Genomic DNA, 19,514 nt, shown 5'->3' with positions numbered 1-19,514 from the left:
CCTCCCCACTTCCCGCGCTTTCACCGCGTTTGTGGCGTCGGCCGGCAGTCGGCGATGTCCGGCGGGTCCGGCAGCGCCGGGCAGGTCTTGCGCCAGGGCCTGTCGGGCAGCGTCTCCTGCCACTCGCCGCAGCTCAGGTTGCGCGTCAGGCGGGCGCAGGTGTCGGCGGCGACATCGTCGGGCGCCAGGTGCCACAGCCGGACATTGCCGTCCTCGCCGGCCGTCGCCAGCCAGCGACCATCGCTGCTGAAGGCGGCGTCGGAGAACGACCCGACCTGCGCGCGCGCCGCGCGCTCGATGGCGCTGCTGACGAGCGCGGTCTTGCGCGCGGTCAGCGACCTGAGCCAGGGCCGGTCGGGCGCGCCGGCCTCGCGGTCGACCGTGTAGGCCACCGGCCAGCTTGCCGCCTGCGTAGCAAGAGTGCCGTCGCCGCCCGAGGTCGCGCCCAGCTTGTCGAGCGATTCCTGCGCGGCATTGAAGCTGCCGTAGGGCCCCTTGCGGTCGTGCTCGACATCGAACATCCAGCCCAGTTCGCGGCCATCGGCCAGCGCCCACACGCGGCGCGTGGTGGGCCGGTTGAAGCCGATGCCGCGCGAGAACGAGGCGGCGGTGGTCGTCGCCACGGCCTTGACGTCGGGGCTGAAGGCGACGGTGTGGATCCCGCCTTCGTGCGGCAGCGGGCCGACCGTTTGCCAGGGCTCGGTCGTGGTGTCGAGCAGACGCAGGCCGTCCTCTGCGAGCGCGGCGATCCAGCGGCCATCGGGGCTGAAGGCCAGGCCTTCGGGTGCGGCCGGCAGCGTCAGGCGCGTCGCTTCCGCCCAGTTCGCCGTGTCGAACACGCGCAGCGTCGTGCCGCTGGCGGTGGCGAGTTTGCGGTCGGCGGCGCCGAAGGCGACGGCACGCACGGCAGCGTCGTGCGGCAGCCTGCGCACCGACTTCTCGATCGCCTGCCATTCGTCCACCGTGCCGTCCAGGTTGCCTACCAGCAGCCGGCCCCCGGCGAGGAAGGCGAGCGCGCCGGCGGCACGCGGAATGCGGGTGCGCTCGCGGCCGCCGTCGATATCGCCGACGCGCACTGCGTCGTGGCCGGGCTGGGTGACGGCGACCTGCCGCCCGTCGGTGCTGAACACCGCGGGGCCGCGCGAGGACGCCCGCAGCATGCGCCGCTCGCGGTCGATGACGAGCATCGCCGTGCCGTCGGCGCCGGTCCCGACCTCGACCAGTTGCAGCGTGTTGCCTTCGCCCTGCACCGCGAGCGTGCGCCCGTCGGGGGCGAAGGCGAGCGGTTCTCCCCAGGAGTTGCTGATCTCGAGCGAGGCCAGCGGCTGCAGGCCGTCGGTGCGCCACAGGCCGAGGCGGCCGCTGCCCGAGGTGGCGATGAGCTTGCCGTCCAGGCCGAAGCGCAGCACCCAGGCGGGGGCCGCTTCCATCTCGACCGATGCGCGCTCCTGCCAGGTGGCGGTGTCGTACAGCTTCATGACCGGGGGCCGGAAGCTCACTGCCGCCAGCCAGCGGCCGTCCCGGCTGAAGTCGAGGAAGCTGCGCGCCGGCCGCGGCACCGGCAGGCGGCGGGCGACCTGCCAGTCCGCGGTGTCGTACAGGCACACTTCCACGTCGCAGCGCGCCGCCAGCCATTGGCCGTCCGGGCTGGCGGCCAGCGTGGCGACGTCGCCGTGGCCCGACGGGTTCAGCTTGAGTGGCGCGCTGGCGGCGTCGGGCGACAGCACGAAGGTGCCGCCCTCAGCGGCGACGGCCAGCCAGCGCAGGTCCGGACCGGGTGCCAGCGCGCCGATGCGGCCTGCCTGCAGGCGCCAGGTGCGGCGCGGGGCGTCGGGCAGCAGGTCCATGCGGGCGAGCAGCGCCGCATGCCCTTCCGGCGTCCATTGCGTGCGCAGCGACTCGAGCGTCAGCAGCAGGCTGCGCTGCAGACCCTGCATGGTGTCGTCGGCGGCGACCTCGGCCGACACGTTGAGCTGGCGGGCCAGTGCCAGCGCCGCCTGCGCCTCGGCGTTGCGCCGTTCGACTTCGGCGCGGCGGGTGGAATCGACAGCGGCGTACAGCAGCACGAGGGCGACGAGGGCCAGCGCACCGAGCGCGAAGGACAGCAGGCGGAAGCGCCGGCCGGCGCGCACCTGGGCCTGCAGCCACTGTTCGCGTTCGTCGCGGCGCTGCCGTTCCGCTGCCTCCTTGTCGCGCCGCGCCTGTTCGGCGAGCTCCTGCTCGGTGCGTTGCTGCCCGGCGCTGCGCTCGAGAAAGCGCATCGCCAGCGCGAAGTCGTCGGCCGTGCCATAGCGCAGCGCCCAGGCTGCGTTCGGCGCCTCCTGGGTGCGCCAGGCCAGCGCTTCCTCAAGCTCGGGTGAGCGCCACAGCGCGGCGCGGCCGTCCTGCTCGCGTCGCGCCGAATCCTTCAGGCGGAAGTACATGTCGGCCGACTTGGCCTCGGCATCGACCCAGCCGTTGAGCCGGTCCCAGCGCCGGATCAGGCTTTCGTGGCCGATGTCGAGCACCGTGTCGGCGGCGAGCGGAACACCCGCCGGCGGCGTGACGAAGCTGCGGTCGGGGCGGCGGAAGGCTTCGACCACCGCGATCACCGCCTGCTGCGGCACGCCCGCCACCGCGGCGACGTCGTCCAGCCGCGCCGGGCGGCGGGTGTCGCGCTTGCCGGTGGCGCGGTGGGTCAGCCGGCGGAACATGAGTTCGGCGATGTGCCGGCCGCGCGCGTCGCGCTGGTCGGCAGCATCGAGTTCGTCGCGCTCGTCAAGCTCGTCGAACACCTGATCGGCGTGCGCCGACAGCGCGCGGGCGATGGAGCCGACCGCCGCGTAGTCGGCCATCGTCAGCACCGGCGTGCCGCCGGCTGCGCCGCGGCGGGCCTGCAGGTGCTGCCACATGCGCATCAGCGCGTGCTGCAGGAGCGGCAACTGGTCGGGATCGGTGCCGATCTCGTTGAGCAACTGAGTCACCAGCGCCCGCTCGACGTCGGCATCGAACACCCGCGCCGGGCCGACGATGGCGCGCCGCGTCTGCTCGCGCGTCATGCGCGGCGTCAGGTACTGGCCGTCGTTGATCGCCTCGGGCAGGCCGTGGAACAGCGCGCACTCGCCAAGGAAGTCCGAGCGCATCGTCAGCACCACGTACACCGGGAAGTCGGCCTGCGCCGCGGACGCCAGCAGCAGCGCGACGAAGGCGTCGGCCTCGTCGGCGCTGCCCTCCTGGCGGAAGCGGAAGATCTCCTCGAACTGGTCGACAAGCAGCAGCAGGTTGGCATCTTCAGGCAGCCAGCGGTCCTGCAGCAGTTCGACCAGGCCCCGCGGCCCGCGGCGCAGCGTCGCGTCGGCGAAGGCGAGCGCGGTCGCGCCGCCCTGGCGCTCGATGTCGAGCGCCTCCGGTGCCGCCAGCGCGTTCGCCAGGCGCCATAGCGGCCGCGCGCCGGGGCGCATCTGGGCGATGCGCCAGTGCGCGCCGGTGCCCGACATCAGCCCGGTCTGCAGCGCGGCGATCATGCCGGCGCGCACCAGCGAGGACTTGCCGCAGCCCGACGGGCCGACCACGGCGAGGAAGCGCGTGCGCTGCAGGCGGTCGAGCAACTGGTCGGTCTGCTCTTCGCGGCCGAAGAAGAGCTCCGCCTCGTCCTCGCCGAAGGGCCGCAGGCCGGGGTAGGGCGACGACGCGAAGTCGCCGGGCGGGCTCGCGTTCATGGCGCCGTGCCGCGCAGGTCGCGCACGAAGTCGGTGAGCGCCTGCAGCGCGCTGGCGTCGATGCCGCGGCGGCAGTCGATGACGCGCTGGTTGGGCAGCTTGATGCCGGGGTCCGGCTTGTCGGCGTCGGGCTCGGCCTGGCACAGCAGCACGCGGCCGAGCGGCCGCTCGCGCACGCTCTTGATCTTGAGCGTCTCCTTGAGCTGCTGGCGCACCCACACCGGCTGCGTGCTGCCGTAGACCACGACGAGGCCGTCGCACAGGCGCAGGTTGTCCTCGAGGTCGGCACGCATCGCCTCGGCGCTGTCCTGCGCTTCGGGGCGCAGGAAACCCAGCCCCTGCGCATCGAAGAAATCGCACAGCTCGCCGGCGATGCGGGCATCGCTGCGGTCGTGATCGACGAACACCAGCAGGTCGCCCGCCGCCGGCGCGGGCGGCGGGCGGGTCTGCCGCAGCGCCTGAAGCGCGCCGGCCGCGAACACCTCCAGGCCTTCATTGACGACGTCGGCGGCGAACACCGACTGGCGGTGGACCTCGTCGCGGATGTCCTCCGGGTTCAGTCCGAAGCGCCGCCAGCGCCGCAACGGCACGCCGGCCTGCTGCGCCGTGCGGTACTGCAGCGCCGACAGCGCGACGTCCCAGCCGCGCACCCGCCCCGGGTATTCGCCCAGCAGTTGCACGAACAGCGCGCAGCGGCGCAGGTCCTCGGCCATCGCCGCGGCGTAGGCGTCGGCATCGCTGCGCGGGTAGGCGCGCTCGGGCAGCACGACGAGGCCGGCCTGCTCGAAGCTGCGCTGCAGTCGCTCGTACTCGTCCATCAGCTCGTCGCCCACTTCGGCGAGGAACACCGCCGGACGGCCGGATGAGGCCTCCGCAGCGGGCGCCGCAGCGTGCCCGGGCGGCACATCGCGCAGCCGCGACAGGCCCTCGGCCACCTTGAACGACAGGTCGTTCAGGCGCGCCCAGTAGCTGCGATCCTCCAGCGTCGGCAGCGGATCGCCCAGGCGGCCGGGCGCGGCGCCGTCCGTCTGGCGCTGCCAGAAGCGCACGCCGAGCAGGTCGCCGAAGGCTTCGGGCAGGCGCTCGCGTTCGAGGTCGTCGCATTCGACGACGAACACCGGCCGCCGCAGCGCGCGGCGATCCCGCAGGCCGTCGAGGAAGCCGCCGCGCTCGCGCGCGCACCAGGCGGAGTTGAGGTAGGCCCGCGACAGCACCACCAGCAGCCCCGCGGACTGCCGCAGGCCGGCCATGATCGGTTCGCCGAGGTGCGACTCCGCGACCAGGCGCTGGTCCATCCAGATGCTGGAGCGGATGCCCAGGCGCCGGTCGAGGCGGGCCTTCAGGTTGTCCTTGAAGGTGCTGACCCAGCCGACCGGCTGGCCGACGTCCGGTTCGTCGTCGATGTGCGCGTAGCTGACGAAGAGGTCGAAGTCATAACCCGGCACCCATCCCATCCCGCTCCTCCCGGCGAACGGCGTGTGTCGCCCCGTCGTCGGGCTGCGCACCGCCACTCAAAGCGTAGTCCGGCGCGGCGCGATTCGCGACCCGGCGTCATGCCGGGCGAGTGGGTCAGGGTGGCCGGGGCAATCGCGCAAGAGCTTGTCGAGACCGTCAGGCAGAGGCCGGCAAGCGGCTAGGTCCGGCGGCGGGGAATGCGCGGAGCGGGCGAGCACTGCTCGAGTCCCGAGCGCAGCGAGGTCGAGTTGCGCAGAACGCGGAGCGCATTCCCCGCCGCCGGACCGGGTTCGGCGGGACACCGGCCCGGGGCGCCGGCCTCAGGCGCGCAGTTCCTGCATCAGCTTGCCGACGTCCAGTGTGCGCGCGCGCTGCTCGATCTCGGGCAGGTAGCGCTGCTGCAGACCGCGCGCCTCGCCGACCAGGCCGGAGAAGGAATTCTTCAGCGCCTCGCCGCTCAGCGAACGGCCGCCGGCGTAGTAGCGCTTCGCCACATGGCCCAGCGCCCAGGTACTGGCGAAGGAGAAGGCGGAGCCGGTGGCGGCGCTGCCGATGGCGCGGCCGGTCTTGCCCAGCATCTTGCCGAGCAGGCCGCCGATCAGCTTGCGGCCGAACTGCTCGACGTACTGCGAGGTCAGCCCCACGCCCACGGTGGCGAGAAAGTCGGTGATGTGGCCGCGGTCGAGTTCGTAGCCGTAGGCCTTGCCGATGCGATACACCAGCCGTGTCTGCAGCGGGATGATCGCCATCGACGCCAGCGACTGCGGCAGCAGCTCCAGCGCACCGTTCAGGATCCCGGCGTTGAGGATCATCTTGTCGAGCTCGGCGTCGCTCAGGTTGGCGACGCGCGCGCCGGGGGCGGCCCCGGGTGCCTGCGGCGGCAGCGGCGCCGATGCCGGCCGTGGCGCCGCCGACGGGCCGGCGCCCGCCGCTGCGACGTCCAGCGGCAGGCTGGCGATCTCGTCGGCCTGGCGCGTGTAGCTGTCGGCGCTGGCCGCGGAGAGCCCGAGCGCGCCGCGCAGGCGGTCGAGGAAGGCGGTCTCCTCGGCGTTATGCACGCCGTCGGCATCGCACACCCCCACCGCCATCTCGAACGCGAGTTGGCGCAGCTCCGGCGTGTCCAGCGAGGCGGCGGCCTCCTCCAGCCTGACGCGGCCGAGCAGCACGTCCTGGTAGAGCTTCATCAGGTCGAGCCCGCTGTCGGCCGACAGCGATTCGGCAACGCGGCGGATGTGTTCGCGCTCGCGGTCGTCCTTGTGTTTGTCGGCGAAGGCGGCGAGCAGGCAGAGGGAGACGATGGCGCGGGTCTGTTCGGGGTTCATTCTTGCTTCCTGAAGAGCAGTTGTCGCGTGAGGACGCGGCAGATTGAAATGCGTCGGCGCGGTGGACAGGTGCGGCAGCGATCGGGTTCTCGGCCTTAGCGCGAAAACCCGCAACCGGATGTATCGGATGACAGGCGGCCAAGCGGTGCGAAAGTCACCGCGCTTTCGCCGCCAAGTACACAGTCTTACAAACCCCCGCAAGACGAAGCACGGTGCGCCGGGTCGAAGCAGCACCGATCAACGAAGGGGAATGGCCATGATCCGCTCCACCATCGTGCTATGCACCGCTGCCATGCTCGGCGGGTGCGTCGTGCTGCCGCTGGACTACGCCTATCGCGATTACGACTATCGAGATCGCGGCTATCGGGACTATGGCTATCGCGACGGGGACCGAGACTACCGGGACCGCGGCTACCGGCATCGGCACGACTGGGGCGACCGCGACCGCGGTGACTTGCGCTGGCGTGACGACGATAGGCGTTAGCGTGGCGCAGCGTTCGCGCTGAGCCCGCCCGCTGCACCATCCCTCACGACGGCTTGCCCGTCTCCAGCGACTGCAGGATCGCCGCGCCGAGCACGGCCGTCGTCTGTGCCCCGGACACCGCCAGCTTGCGGTTGAGGATGAAGAAGGGCACGCCCTGGATACCCTGGCGGCGGATGCCGTCGGCCATGCGCAGCACCTTGTCGGTGTCGGCCTTGCTGTCGAGCCAGGCGAGCACGTCGTCGCGCTTTTCGCCGCAGGCGGCGGCGATGTCTGCGAGCACCGCGCTGTCGCCGAGGTCCTGGCCCTGCTGGAAGTGGGCCGAGAACAGCGCCTGCGTCAGCGCCTGCACCTTGTCCTGCGCCCAGCCCAGCGACTGCGCGCGGTAGCACAGGCGATGCGCCTTCAGCGTGTTCGGCCGCGTCTGGATGCGTTCGAAGGCGAAGACGAGGCCGTCGGGCGCGGCGGCTTCGGCGATGCGGCCCAGCGTCTCGTCGACCTTCAGCGGCCCGCCGAACTTTGCTTCGAGGAAGGCGCGGTAGGGCTCGCCTTCAGGCGGCGTGTCCGGGTTCAGGAAGAAGGGCAGCCAGTTGATGCGCGCCTCGATGTCCGGCCGTGATGCCTTCAGCTCGGTCAGCGCCTGTTCGAGGCGGGTCTTGCCGAGGAAGCACCAGGGGCAGACGAAGTCGGAGACGAGATCGATGTCGAGGATCATGGCGAGCGCTGTGCGGGATGCGAGGAAAGGCCGACAGGCTAGCGGAAAACCTCGCCTCTTGCCTTGGTGCGCGCCGCGATTGCGTGTCGGAATTGTCCGACGCGGGTTTCGGATGCGGCCGATGGGGCCGCGGCGGCTCGGCGCCTACAGTGGAATCGAGCGCCGGGCGGGCGTCCCGCCCGAGGGGCCAGCGACACACCGCTCCCGCGGCGCCCTTCCTCAAGGAGACGATCATGCTGCATTACGCCGTGGTGTTCTTCATCATCGCCATTGTCGCCGCCGTGCTCGGTTTCGGCGGCATCGCTGCCGGTGCGGCGGGCATCGCCAAGATCCTGTTCTTCGTGTTCCTGGTGTTGGCGGTGCTAAGCTTCCTCGCCAACATCGCCCGCGGCCGATGAGCGGCCGCCGCGGCGGCCGGCTCGCCCGCACGCCTCTTCGGCGCGGCGGGCGGGCCGCAAGCTCGCCATGCCGGACGTCCGGCTGCGCCGGTACGGAGTTCCCATGTTGCGTATCGCCATCGTCGATGACCACCAGATCGTGCGTGCCGGGTTTCGCGAGCTGCTCGCCGAGGAGCTCGATTTCCGCGTGTCCTTCGAGGCCGCGACGGGCGAGGAGGCGCTGGAGCGGCTGCGCGAGGACGACACGGACGTGCTGCTGCTCGACCTCTCCCTGCCGGGGCTGAGCGGCGTGGACGTGCTGCGCGCCGCGCGCCAGCGCTTCGAGGCGCTCCGCATCGTGGTGCTGAGCGGCTTCCCCGAAGACCGCTACGCGCTGGCGATGATCCGCAACGGCGCCGACGGCTACCTGTGCAAGGACTGCGACCGCGAACAACTGGTGCAGGCCATCCGCACGGTGGCGCAGGGGCGCCGCTACCTGTCGCCGCGCACCGCCGAACTGCTGGCCGAGGAGCTGGCCGGCGGCGCGGTGGGCGCGCCGCACGAGCGCCTGTCCGACCGCGAGCTGCAGGTCTTCCTGCGCCTGGCGCGCGGCGAGTCGGTGTCCGACATCGGCGAGTCGCTGCACCTGAGCGTGAAGACGGTGAGCACCTACCGCACCCGCCTGCTGGAAAAGCTGGGCGTGGCGAGCAATGCCGAACTGGCCGCGTACGCGCTGCGCCACGGCCTGATCGTGGATTGATGCGGGAGAAAAGAGCATGAGCGACGCCGCGCGCACCGCCTTTCGCGTCGTGCTGATCGAGGATTCGCCCAAGCTGCGCTCGATGCTGCGCGACATGCTGGGCGAGCTGCCCGGTGTCGAGGTCGTCGCCGACGCCGACGGCGAGCGCAGTGCCCTCTCCGAACTGGAACGGCACCAGGCCGATCTGGCCATCGTCGACCTCGAGTTGCGCGAAGGCAGCGGCCTGGGCGTGCTGCGCACGCTGCAGGCCGAGCCGCAGCGCTTCGGTGCGCCGCGCGCGGTGGTGCTGTCCAACCACGGCCACAAGGCGGTGCGCGCGCGCTGCGAGCAGCTCGGCGTGGAACGCTTCTTCGACAAGTCCTTCCAGATGGATGAGCTGCTGGACTACATCGAGGCGGCGGTCGCGGGCGACTGAGCCTCGCCAGGCTGGCGCCGCTCCCACAGGCGCGCGTGGCCGTTTTCAGGTCCGCGTGCGGGGGATGCGCGCCTCGATCACCGTCCCCTTGCCCGGTGCGCTCGTCACCTGCAGCCGGCCCGACAGCATCTGCACGCGATGGGCGATCCCCGCCAGCCCGTGCCGTGCGCGCCCGAGCCGTGCCGGATCGAAGCCGATGCCGTTGTCGGCGATGCGCAGCACGAGCGCGCCCGGCTCCACCCGCAGCGCCAGCGTCGCATGCGTCGCCTTCGCGTGGCGGCGCACGTTGGTGAGCGCCTCTTGGGCGATGCGAAACAGCGCCAGCGCGGTGTCCGGCGGCAGATCGGGCGCCTCCTCTGGCAGCTCGAGTTCGATGCGCCCTTCGCGGTCGCCGATCGCGGCGGAGTCGGCCAGCGAGCGCAGCGCCTCGACCAGGCCGAGGTCGGCCAGCAGCGGCGGCCGCAGGTCGTTCACCACCTTGCGCTTGATCGCGATGCCCTGGTTCAGCGTGTCGAGCAGGCGGTCGAAACGTTCGCGCAGCGGCGCCATCACGTCGGCGGGCAGCTTGCGCGCGATCCAGCCGGCATCGAGCTTGGCGGCGGTCATCAGGGCGCCGAGTTCGTCGTGCAGTTCGCGTGCGAGGCGGGCCTGTTCCTGTTCGCGGGCGTTGGTCAGGTAGGTGGCGAGGCTGCTCAGCTCGGTGGTGCGCTGCTCCACCTCGGCCTGCAGGCGCTCGTTCTCCGAGTGCAGCATCGCCGCCAGCTTCTCGCGCAGCAGGCCCTGCCGGTACAGGGCGACGACCAGCGCCAGCAGCAGCACCAGGATGCCGGCGCCCAGCAGCAGGTTGAGCTCGCGCGCGTTGCCGAAGCGTGCGAAGGAGGCGATCAGGGACTGGTCGATCTCGGCCAGCGTGTCGCCGCGCAGCTCGCCGATGATGCGGCGGATGTCGTCCATGGTCTGCTTGCCCGGGCCGCCCTCCGGCGCGTCGATGCCGGGGCTCACTCCCGTTTGCACGGCGCTCGCCAGCACGGCCAGCTTCCTGTCGACCCTCTGCGCCAGCTCTGCCAGCTTCGCGCGCTGTGCCGCGTCGCGCCAGTCGTCGGCGCGCAGCGTGGCCAGCGTTTCCGCCACGCGCAGGCCGCCATCCTGGTACGGCCCCAGATACACCGGATTGCCGCTCAGCAGATAGCCGCGCACGCTGCTCTCGGCATCGAGCAGCTGCAGCAGCAGCGCGTCGAGGTGGTGCAGCCGGTTGGCGTCGGCGCGCAGGCGCTCCAGCGCCGAGCGGCTCGAGCTCGATTGCCACTGGCTGGAAGCGAGCCAGGCCAGGCCGAGGACCAGGCTGACCGCGAGCAAGGCCAGCAGTGCGCGCGCCGGTCGCGGCCGCAGCGGGAGTGCGGGTTTCAGTGACATGGGGGCGCATCCTCGAGTTGCCAGGCCGGCGGCACGATGTTAGCAGCATGCCGGCCGAGTCCGGGCCGCCCGATGCCGCCCGTCCACGCGCGAAAAGGGGATGGCGAACCATCCCCTTGCCTGATGTGACGCGCGGATCTACGGGCGAACCACGATGTCGTTCTTGACGCCCTTCACGCCCGAGGTGCTGCGCGCGATCTTTTCGGCGTGGCTCTTCTCCGTCGCGCTCTTGGCGAAGCCCGAGAGCTGCACCGTGCCGCGCAGCGTCTCGACGCTGATCGCCATCGCGCTCACGGTCGGGTCTTCCGCGAACTTGGCCTTTACCCGCGTGGTGATCGTGGCGTCATCGACGTATTCGCCCACGGTCGATTGGTCACGGGTGACGGCGCAGCCGACGGCGGTGAAGGCGAGCAGGCCGGACAGGGCGAGGGTGGCGGCAGTGTGTTTCATGTCGAGCTCCTTCCTGGTTGTGGATGTCGTGGCGCGGCATGCGCTTCCGCCGCGTTACGCAACCTCAATATAGACCCCGCATCGGCGGCGTCATGTCCGACGGCGCGGATGTCGCTGTAGGATTCGTCCTGCAGCGCGCCCCGCTGTTGCCCATCTCAGCTCCGAGACTTCTTCCCCGATGCGTTTCCTCCACACCGCCGACTGGCACCTCGGCCGTGTCTACCACGGCGTTTCCCTGCTCGAAGACCAGGCCCATGTGCTGCAGGGCTTCATCCGCCTGGCCGCCGACACGCGGCCCGATGCCATCCTGATCGCCGGCGACATCTACGACCGCTCGGTGCCGCCGGCCGAAGCGGTGCGTCTGCTCGACCTGGTGCTGACCGAGCTGGTGCTGGAGCTGAAGATCCCGGTGGTGGTGATCGCCGGCAACCACGACGGCCCCGACCGTCTCGGCTTCGGCTCGGAGTTGCTGACGCGCGCCGGCCTCACCGTGCGCGGGCCGGTCGACTTCGACGCGCCGCCGCTGATCCTGCACGACGCGCATGGTGGCGTCGCCATCCACGCGCTGCCTTACGGCGAACCCGCGGTGGTCCGCGGCGCCTGCGGTGACGAGGCGATCGCCGACCATCACGCGGCGCTCGCCGCGCAACTGCACGCGGCATGCACCAGGCAGCCGGCCGGCATGCGCTCGGTGGTGGTCGCGCACGCCTTCGTGCTGGGCGGCAGCGAGAGCGAGTCGGAGCGCCCGCTGTCGGTGGGCGGCAGCGGCGCGGTCGGCGCCGGCGTGTTCGACGGCTTCGACTACGTCGCGCTCGGCCATCTGCATCGGCCACAGGCGCTGGGCGGAGCGGCCGAAGGTGAGGATGCGGCGCGCATCCAGTATTCCGGCTCGCTGCTGAAGTATTCGTTCGCCGAGGCCGATCATGCGAAGTCGGTGAACCTGGTCGACATGGATGCGCAGGGCCGCTGCACCGTGCAGCGCATCCCGCTCGCGCCGCGCCGCGACCTGCGCATCGTCGAGGGCGAGCTCGATGCGTTGATCGCCGCCGCGGCCGCCGACCCGGCGCGCGACGATTACCTGCTGGCGCGGCTCACCGACCGCGGCGCACTGCTCGACGCCATGGGCAAGCTGCGCACCGCCTATCCCAACGCGCTCGCCATCGAGCGCCCGGACATGGTGGGCGACGGCCCGGGCCGCGCCGCTGCCGACCACCGCCGCATCCGCATGCAGGACCTCTTCGCCAGCTTCCACGAGGAAACCACCGGCCTCGCCCTCGAAGCGGAGGCCTCCGCCGCACTGGAACGCATCATCGACGGCCTGGAACACGAGGAGCGCCACGCATGAAGCCGCTCAAGCTCACGCTGCAGGCCTTCGGCCCCTTCGCCGGGCGCGAGGAGGTGGATTTCACCCGCCTGCCCGCCGGCGCGCTGTTCCTGATCTCCGGCCCCACCGGCGCCGGCAAGACCTCCATCCTCGACGGCATCACCTACGCGCTGTACGGCGACACCTCGGGCGGCGAGCGCAGCGCGCGCGAGATGCGCAGCCACCACGCCGACGACGGGCTGCAGACCGAGATCGAATTCGAATTCGCCCTCGGCGAGCGCCGCTACCGCGTCAAGCGCGTGCCGGAGCAGGAACGTGCTGCGCTGCGCGGCTCCGGTCTCGTCAAGGTGCTGGCCAAGGCCGAGCTGTCGCGCCTGGACGGCGAGACCTGGACGCCGCTGGCGCAGAAGACCACCGAGGTGACGGCGCAGGTCGAGGAGCTGCTCGGCTTCAAGGCCGACCAGTTCCGCCAGGTCGCGCTGCTGCCGCAGGGCCAGTTCCGCAAGCTGCTCGCCGCCGGTTCGGGCGAGCGCGAGAAGATCCTCGAGACCCTGTTCGGCACCGCCACCTACAAGCGCCTGCAGGACGCGCTGAAGACCGAGGCCGCCAGCCTGCGCGAGCGCGGCGAGCAGGCGCGGCTGCGGCGTGAAACCCTGCTGCAGCAGGCCGGCGCCACCACGCCGGAAGCGCTGGCCGTGCAGCAGGCCGAACTGGCCGCCGCGCTCGCCACGCTGGTGGAGGAGGAGCAGCGCGCCCGCGACGAGGATGCCGCCGCGCGCGCCGCGCTGCAGCAGGGCCAGGCCAGCGCCGCGTTGTTCGCCGAGGCCGAGGCCGCCCATGCGGCGCTGCAGGCGCTGATCGCCCGCGCCGGCGAAGTCGAGGCGCAGCGCGCACGGCTGCAACTGGCGCAACGCGCGCAGCAGGTGCAGCCCGCCGAAACCGCGCTCGCCGCCGCCCGGCGCACCGCCACCGAGGCGCGTGAGCGCGAGGCGCAGGCCGCCGCCGACCTTGTCCGCGCCACCGCGGCCCTGCAGCAGGCCGACGCCGGCCTGCAGGCGGAGGCCGCCCGCGCCCCCGAGCGCGAGACTGCGCAGCGCGAGCTGATGCGGCTCGACGCCTTGGGCGACGCGGTCGCACGCCTGGCCCATGCTGAAGACGCACTGCGCGCGCATGAAGCAGGGCGCGCCGAAGCCGGGCGCAGGCTTGCCACCACTGTCGCGCGGCGCGACGAGCTGGCCGCGCGCCGCGGCACGCTCGCCGCACGCATCGACGCGCTGCAGCCGCAGGCCGCGCAGGCCGAAGCCCTGGCGCTGCGCGTGCAGCGCGCCGAGCGCCGCGAGCAGGCCGCAGCCAGCCTCGTCGCCAGCACCCGGCAACTGGCTGCGCAGCAGGCGGCCGAAGCGCGCCAGCAGCAGGCCTTCGATGACGCGCAGCAGGCGCTGCAGCAGCGCCGCGCGCAGCTCGACGCGCTCGACGCGCGCTGGCGCCAGGCCCAGGCCGCCATCCTCGCCCGCCATCTGCACGACGGCGACGCCTGCCCGGTGTGCGGCAGTGCCGAGCATCCCGCGCCCGCCCGCTACGACGGCGAGCTGCCCACCGAGCAGGCGCTGCAGGCTGTGGCTGCTGCGGTGCGCGAGGCGGAAGCCGCCACCGAAGCCGCACGCCGCAAGCTCGACGCCGCCGCGCAGGCGCGCGCCGCGGCGCAGGCCGAGGTGAGCACGCGCGAGGCTGCCCTGCGGGCGGAAGACAGCGCATTGGGGGAGGCGGCGCCGGCTCCGCTCGCCGACCTGCGCACCGCCCTGCATGCCGCGCGGACAGCCGCCGCCGACATCGGCCCGCTGCGCGACGCGCTGCAGGCGCTCGATGCCGACATCGCCACCGCCGGCGCCGCCTTCGAGCAGGCGCGCGAGGCGTCTGTTGCCGCCGCGTCCGCGGCGCAGGCCGCGCTGGGCCTGGCGGAGGAACGCCGCGCCGCCGTGCCGGAGAACCTCCGCGCGCGTGCTGCGCTCGATGCCGCCATCGCCGCCGCTCGCGCGAAGCGCGCGCAACTGGAGGCTGCGCTGCAGTCCGCCCAGGCCGCACAGCAGGCTGCCACGGCCCGCGCCACCGCGCTCGGCGCGCAGCGCGAAACCCTGGCCGAAGCCGCGCAGGCCGCTACAACCCGCGTGGCGGAAGCCGGCGAGCAGTTCGGCGAGGCGCTGCGCGCGGCAGGCTTCGCCGATCCCGCCGCCGATCCCGCCGCCGATTCCGGCGCACATCCGGCCGCCCCGCTCGAAACCGACACGCTGCAGCGGGCCGAGGCCGCCTGGCGCGCCGCGGTGCTGCCGGCGCCGGACATCGAGCGCCTCGCGCGCGGCATCCGCAGCGCCGACGAACAGCTCGCCGCCGCGCGCGAACGCGCCGAGCGCGCCACCCGCGCCATCGCCGGCATCGTCGCGCCCGATCTGGCCGCGCTCGAATCCCGCGCCGCCGCCTGCCGTGAACGCATCGAGGCGGTGCTCGCCCGCATCGCCCACCAGCGCGGCGAGCAGGCCCGGCTCGCGAAGCTCCTCGCCGCGCTCGACGACATCGCGCGCGAATCCGGCGCCATCGAGGCCGAATACCGCGTCGTCGGCCATCTCGCCGACATCGCCAACGGCGACAACGGCCGCAAGCTCACTTTCCAGCGCTACGTGCTCGCCGCGTTGCTCGACGACGTGCTGCGCGCCGCCTCGCTGCGCCTGAAAGCGATGAGCCGCGGCCGCTACCTGCTGCAGCGCCGCGAGGACGTCGCCGACGCGCGCCGCGCCGCCGGGCTGGACCTCGAAGTGTTCGACGACTACACCGGCCGCGCCCGCCCGGCCAGCACGCTCTCGGGCGGCGAAGGCTTCATGGCCTCGCTGTCGCTCGCGCTCGGCCTGTCCGACGTCGTGCAGGCCTACGCCGGCGGCGTGCAGCTCGACACGTTGTTCATCGACGAAGGCTTCGGCAGCCTCGACCCCGAATCGCTCGACATGGCGATGAAGGCGCTGATCGACCTGCAGCAGCGCGGCCGCATGGTGGGCGTGATCTCGCACGTCGAGGAGATGAAGCAGCAGATCGACGTGGCGATCGAGGTGGTGCAGGGGGTGTGGGGGAGCAGGGTGCGAGTGAGGGCGTGAAGGCGACGAGAGACTCAAGGCAGCCGTCGCGAGCGCGTCGCCAACTTGTGGCCCGCGACTGAGGATAAAAGGATATGTGTAGCAGAAGAAAATATTTGTAGAGATCTCTACTGATTTGTAGAGTGCATTCATGAGCACATGGATTGCACTCATCACCAGCCTCCCCACCGAGAACGCCACGGCCCGCATGCGTGCCTGGCGCAACCTCAAGGCCTCGGGTGCTGCGGTCCTGCGGGATGGCGTCTATCTCGTGCCGGAACGTGAAGATTGCCAAAGCACGCTGGATGCTGTCGCTGCGGATGTTCGCGCAGCGGAGGGGATGGCGCTGGTTGTTCGTCTTGAAGAGCCCCATGACGGCAACTTCAAGGCGTTGTTCGACCGCAGTGCCGACTTCGCCAATCTGCTGGCAGACATTTCGGTGGCGCGCGAGGGGCTCAGCCCGGACACGGCCAACGAAGCCGTGAAGCAAGCCCGCAAGCTGCGCAAGGCGTTCACCAACCTGGCGGCCATCGACTTCTTCCCCGGCGAAGCCCAGAAACAGGCCGACGAGGCATTACGCGACCTCGAACAGCGGGCGGCCCGGGCCTTGTCCCCCGATGAGCCTCACCCGGTCGATGAGGCCATTGCCCGCTTGAGTATCCAGGACTACCAAGGGCGACGCTGGGCGACGCGACGCCGTCCCTGGGTGGACCGGCTGGCCTGTGCCTGGCTGATTCGCCGCTGCATCGACCCGCAAGCGAAGCTGCTCTGGCTGGCGACGCCGTCTGATTGCCCGGCCGATGCACTCGGGTTCGATTTCGACGGCGCCACATTCACCCACGTCGGCGCCCGGGTGAGTTTCGAAGTGCTGCTTGCCAGCTTCAACCTGGAGACGCCGCCCCTTCAGAGATTTGGGGCGTTGGTGCATTTCCTCGACGTGGGTGGCGTACAGCCCCCGGAGGCGGCAGGTATCGAGAGCGCCTTGGCTGGCCTGCGCGACACTATCCCCGACGACGATCAGTTCCTCGCACTGGCGAGCCGCATCTTTGACGGACTACTGGCCTCCTTTCAGAAAGGCCCGAAAACATGAATACGACCCTGAGCGCAACAGACGAAACACGCGATGACTGCCCAGCGGACGTCAGCTTCTGGCAAGCCTTCCTGTTCTGGCTGAAGCTCGGCTTCATCAGCTTTGGCGGCCCTGCAGGGCAGATTGCCATCATGCACCAGGAGCTGGTGGAACGCCGGCGCTGGATTTCCGAACGCCGCTTCCTGCATGCGCTGAACTACTGCATGGTGCTGCCCGGACCGGAAGCTCAGCAACTGGCCACCTACATCGGTTGGCTGATGCACCGCACCTGGGGCGGCATCATTGCGGGTGGCCTGTTCGTGCTGCCCTCGCTGTTCATCCTGATCGGGCTGTCGTGGGTCTATATCGCGTTTGGCGAAGTCCCGCTGGTGGTCGGCCTGTTCTATGGCATCAAGCCGGCGGTGACGGCCATCGTCGTCCAGGCGGCGCACCGCATCGGCTCGCGCGCCTTGAAGAACAATGTGCTGTGGGCGATTGCCGCCGCGTCCTTCGTTGCCATCTTTGCGCTGAACGTGCCGTTCCCGGCCATCGTCGCGATGGCGGCGGCGACCGGTTACTTCGGCGGGCGCATCGCGCCGGGAAAATTCAAGGCCGGCGGCGGGCACGGCAAGGCGGGCACGTCGTTTGGCCGGGCGTTGATTGACGACGATACGCCGACGCCGGCGCATGCCTGCTTCGCCTGGAGCAAGCTGGTGAAGGTCGCGCTCATCGGTGGCCTGCTGTGGCTGGTGCCGATGGGGATGCTGAACGCCGGGCTGGGTTGGGACCACACCCTGACCCAGATGGGCTGGTTCTTCACCAAGGCGGCCTTGCTGACCTTCGGCGGGGCCTATGCCGTGCTGCCCTACGTCTATCAGGGGGCGGTCGGCCACTACGGCTGGCTGACACCGACCCAGATGATTGACGGTCTGGCGCTGGGGGAGACGACACCCGGTCCGCTCATCATGGTCGTCACTTTTGTGGGCTTCGTCGGTGGCTATGTCAAAACGGTCTTTGGCCCGGATAGCCTGTTCCTCGCCGGTGCGGTCGCGGCGACGCTGGTCACCTGGTTCACCTTCCTGCCGTCCTTCGTCTTCATCCTGCTGGGTGGTCCCTTCATCGAGACGACGCACAACGACCTGAAGTTCACCGCGCCGCTGACCGCCATCACGGCGGCGGTGGTCGGCGTCATCCTCAATCTGGCGCTTTTCTTTGGTTACCACGTCCTGTGGCCCAAGGGTTTCGAAGGCTCGTTCGAGTGGGCGTCTGCGCTCATTGCCCTGGGGGCAGCGATTGCGCTGTTCCGCTTCAAGGCAAACGTGATTCATGTGATTGCCGGGTGTGCGCTGGTGGGCTTCCTGCTGAAGACCTTCATCCTGTGAAACGCGACATGCGCGCGGCTCGATGGCCCATCGCAGTGGCGACTCTGGCAGCCGCCTTCAACGCGACTGCCGCGGAAAGGGGTTGCGGACAGCCAGCGCTCGCAAGGGAAGCAGCCGGCCTGCTGGCCATCTCAAGGGGGCTGTCTCTGAACTTCACCGATGACCATGAGATGCTCGCCCATGGCATGGTCATCTACGACGCGCTCTACGCCTGGTGTGCCGATATCCCGGTCGAGAAAATGGGGCGGTTCCTGGGGCTGATGTGATTGAACGCTGGTTGCTGCCGGCGGGTACCGACCGAGTCGTGCTGCCGCTCCTGATGGGGAAAGCGCTGCGGGCCTTTGCCGACGGCTATGTGGCGGTCCTGTTGCCGGCCTATCTGCTGGCCCTCGGTTTCGGAACGCTGGACGTGGGCCTCCTGAGTACGGCCACGCTGCTGGGGTCGGCACTCGCGACCCTGGCAGTGGGGGCTTGGGGGCATCGCTTCCATCACCGGCGTCTGCTGCTTGGCGCCGCGCTGCTCATGCTTGGCACCGGACTGTCTTTCGCCAGCCTGTCGGGCTTCTGGCCGCTGCTACTGGTCGCGTTCGTGGGGACCCTGAACCCAAGTTCCGGGGATGTCAGCGTGTTCCTGCCGCTCGAACACGCGCGGCTGGCCGAGTCCAGCCTCGGCGCCGCTCGGACGGGCTTGTTTGCTCGCTATTCCCTATTGGGCGCTCTGTTTGCTGCGTTGGGCGCGTTGGCTTCCGCGGTGCCGCAACTGTTGGTGGTGGCTACGGGGGTCGAACAACTGACTGCATTCAGGGCGATGTTCGCGTTCTATGGCCTGGTGGGCGGCGTGGTATGGCTGTTGTACCGAAGAATGCCCACGCCGGAACGGGAATCAGAAGTCTCCGCGCCACAGCCGCTTGGCGAATCGAAGGACGTTGTCGTCCGGTTGGCGCTGTTGTTTTCCCTGGATTCCTTCGCGGGCGGGCTGGCCATCAACGCCTTGATGGCGCTTTGGCTCTTTCAGCGCTTCGACCTGTCGCTGCTGGCTGCAGGCACCTTCTTCTTCTGGGCCGGATTGTTGTCGGCTGCGTCGCAACTCATTGCTCCGAAGGTGGCCGAGCGCATTGGCTTGGTGAACACGATGGTGTTCACCCACATTCCCGCCAGCATCTGCCTCATCGCGGCGGCGTTTGTGCCACAACTCGAACTCGCGTTTGCAATGCTCTTCTTACGAGCTTTGCTGTCGCAGATGGATGTGCCGGTGCGCAGCGCCTTCGTGATGGAAGTGGTGACGCCGGCAGAGCGGGCCGCTGCCGCGAGTTTCACCGCTGTCCCGCGCAGTCTGGCCTCTGCCATCAGCCCTACGATCGGTGGGGCGCTGTTCGCTGCGGGCTGGCTTGCTGCACCCTTGGTCGCCTGCGGGGCCTTGAAGATAGGCTACGACTTGATGCTGTGGAAGGCCTTTCGACATCGCAGCAAGTAAGCTGCTTGTTGGCCCACCCCCATCCCTGCCCACGAATGCTTTGCCCACGACGGGCATCAT

At 70.6% G+C, this 19,514-nt stretch carries 16 protein-coding genes; 10 read left to right on the top strand and 6 right to left on the bottom strand.

Annotated features, from left to right (window positions below; translation table 11 throughout):
• Positions 1-20: 20 nt before the first annotated feature.
• From GH664_RS08540 to GH664_RS08530, 3 genes are all read right to left on the bottom strand, one after another.
• Complete coding sequence (locus GH664_RS08540) at positions 21-3,698, bottom strand: AAA family ATPase (protein WP_153167675.1); 3,678 nt, start codon at positions 3,696-3,698, stop codon at positions 21-23.
• Positions 3,695-5,152 carry a toll/interleukin-1 receptor domain-containing protein gene (locus tag GH664_RS08535; protein ID WP_153167674.1) on the bottom strand — a complete coding sequence of 486 codons (1,458 nt, stop codon included), beginning with the start codon at positions 5,150-5,152 and terminating at the stop codon, positions 3,695-3,697. The genes GH664_RS08540 and GH664_RS08535 overlap by 4 nt, the downstream gene beginning before the upstream one ends.
• A gap of 321 nt (positions 5,153-5,473) precedes the next feature.
• Positions 5,474-6,475: a YcjF family protein gene (locus tag GH664_RS08530; protein ID WP_153167672.1), complete on the bottom strand. Its 1,002-nt coding sequence runs from the start codon at positions 6,473-6,475 to the stop codon at positions 5,474-5,476.
• A gap of 256 nt (positions 6,476-6,731) precedes the next feature.
• Here GH664_RS08530 and GH664_RS08525 point away from each other — a divergent pair, with 256 nt between their 5' ends.
• Entirely contained in the window at positions 6,732-6,959 is a 228-nt protein-coding gene (locus GH664_RS08525) for a hypothetical protein (protein ID WP_194270360.1), read from the top strand.
• Between the two features lie 43 nt (positions 6,960-7,002).
• On the opposite strand, the gene GH664_RS08520 is transcribed toward GH664_RS08525, so the two are convergent.
• Positions 7,003-7,671 (bottom strand): DsbA family oxidoreductase, encoded by a 669-nt coding sequence (locus GH664_RS08520; protein ID WP_153167670.1) that lies wholly within the window; start codon positions 7,669-7,671, stop codon positions 7,003-7,005.
• Between the two features lie 233 nt (positions 7,672-7,904).
• Here GH664_RS08520 and GH664_RS08515 point away from each other — a divergent pair, with 233 nt between their 5' ends.
• The 3 genes from GH664_RS08515 (at position 7,905) to GH664_RS08505 (ending at position 9,223) form a co-directional block, all read left to right on the top strand.
• A complete protein-coding gene (locus GH664_RS08515; protein WP_153167669.1) occupies positions 7,905-8,069 on the top strand; it encodes a DUF1328 domain-containing protein in 165 nt (54 codons plus the stop codon).
• A 103-nt stretch (positions 8,070-8,172) separates the two neighbouring features.
• On the top strand, positions 8,173-8,808 hold the full coding sequence (locus GH664_RS08510) for a response regulator transcription factor (RefSeq protein ID WP_153167667.1): 636 nt from the start codon (positions 8,173-8,175) through the stop codon (positions 8,806-8,808).
• 16 nt (positions 8,809-8,824) lie between these two features.
• On the top strand, positions 8,825-9,223 hold the full coding sequence (locus GH664_RS08505) for a response regulator (RefSeq protein WP_153167665.1): 399 nt from the start codon (positions 8,825-8,827) through the stop codon (positions 9,221-9,223).
• Positions 9,224-9,268: 45 nt separating this feature from the next.
• Here the strand turns inward: GH664_RS08505 and GH664_RS08500 are convergent, their stop codons facing one another.
• Positions 9,269-10,636 (bottom strand): CHASE3 domain-containing protein, encoded by a 1,368-nt coding sequence (locus GH664_RS08500; RefSeq protein ID WP_153167663.1) that lies wholly within the window; start codon positions 10,634-10,636, stop codon positions 9,269-9,271.
• Between the two features lie 138 nt (positions 10,637-10,774).
• The gene (locus GH664_RS08495) at positions 10,775-11,086 is read right to left on the bottom strand and encodes a BON domain-containing protein (RefSeq protein ID WP_153167661.1); all 312 of its coding nucleotides are present in this window, start codon (positions 11,084-11,086) and stop codon (positions 10,775-10,777) included.
• 178 nt (positions 11,087-11,264) lie between these two features.
• Between GH664_RS08495 and GH664_RS08490 the strand changes: the two genes are divergently transcribed.
• The 6 genes from GH664_RS08490 to GH664_RS08465 all read left to right on the top strand — a co-directional run bounded on the left by GH664_RS08490 (position 11,265) and on the right by GH664_RS08465 (position 19,454).
• Positions 11,265-12,431, top strand: a complete 1,167-nt coding sequence (locus tag GH664_RS08490) for an exonuclease SbcCD subunit D (protein ID WP_153167659.1) — start codon at positions 11,265-11,267, stop codon at positions 12,429-12,431.
• Positions 12,428-15,550, top strand: a complete 3,123-nt coding sequence (locus GH664_RS08485) for an AAA family ATPase (protein ID WP_153167658.1) — start codon at positions 12,428-12,430, stop codon at positions 15,548-15,550. The genes GH664_RS08490 and GH664_RS08485 overlap by 4 nt, the downstream gene beginning before the upstream one ends.
• 130 nt (positions 15,551-15,680) lie before the next feature.
• Positions 15,681-16,619: a chromate resistance protein ChrB domain-containing protein gene (locus tag GH664_RS08480; protein WP_153167656.1), complete on the top strand. Its 939-nt coding sequence runs from the start codon at positions 15,681-15,683 to the stop codon at positions 16,617-16,619.
• Entirely contained in the window at positions 16,616-17,980 is a 1,365-nt protein-coding gene (gene chrA, locus GH664_RS08475) for a chromate efflux transporter (RefSeq protein ID WP_153167654.1), read from the top strand. The genes GH664_RS08480 and chrA overlap by 4 nt, the downstream gene beginning before the upstream one ends.
• Positions 17,977-18,246: a chromate resistance protein ChrB domain-containing protein gene (locus GH664_RS08470; RefSeq protein WP_228111442.1), complete on the top strand. Its 270-nt coding sequence runs from the start codon at positions 17,977-17,979 to the stop codon at positions 18,244-18,246. Before chrA ends, GH664_RS08470 begins: the two co-directional genes overlap by 4 nt.
• Positions 18,243-19,454: an MFS transporter gene (locus tag GH664_RS08465; RefSeq protein WP_194270359.1), complete on the top strand. Its 1,212-nt coding sequence runs from the start codon at positions 18,243-18,245 to the stop codon at positions 19,452-19,454. The genes GH664_RS08470 and GH664_RS08465 overlap by 4 nt, the downstream gene beginning before the upstream one ends.
• Positions 19,455-19,514 lie beyond the last annotated feature (60 nt).

This window comes from Thauera sp. 2A1, from assembly GCF_009469595.2.
GTDB lineage: Bacteria > Pseudomonadota > Gammaproteobacteria > Burkholderiales > Rhodocyclaceae > Thauera.
This window is presented reverse-complemented; position numbering and strand designations above follow the sequence as displayed.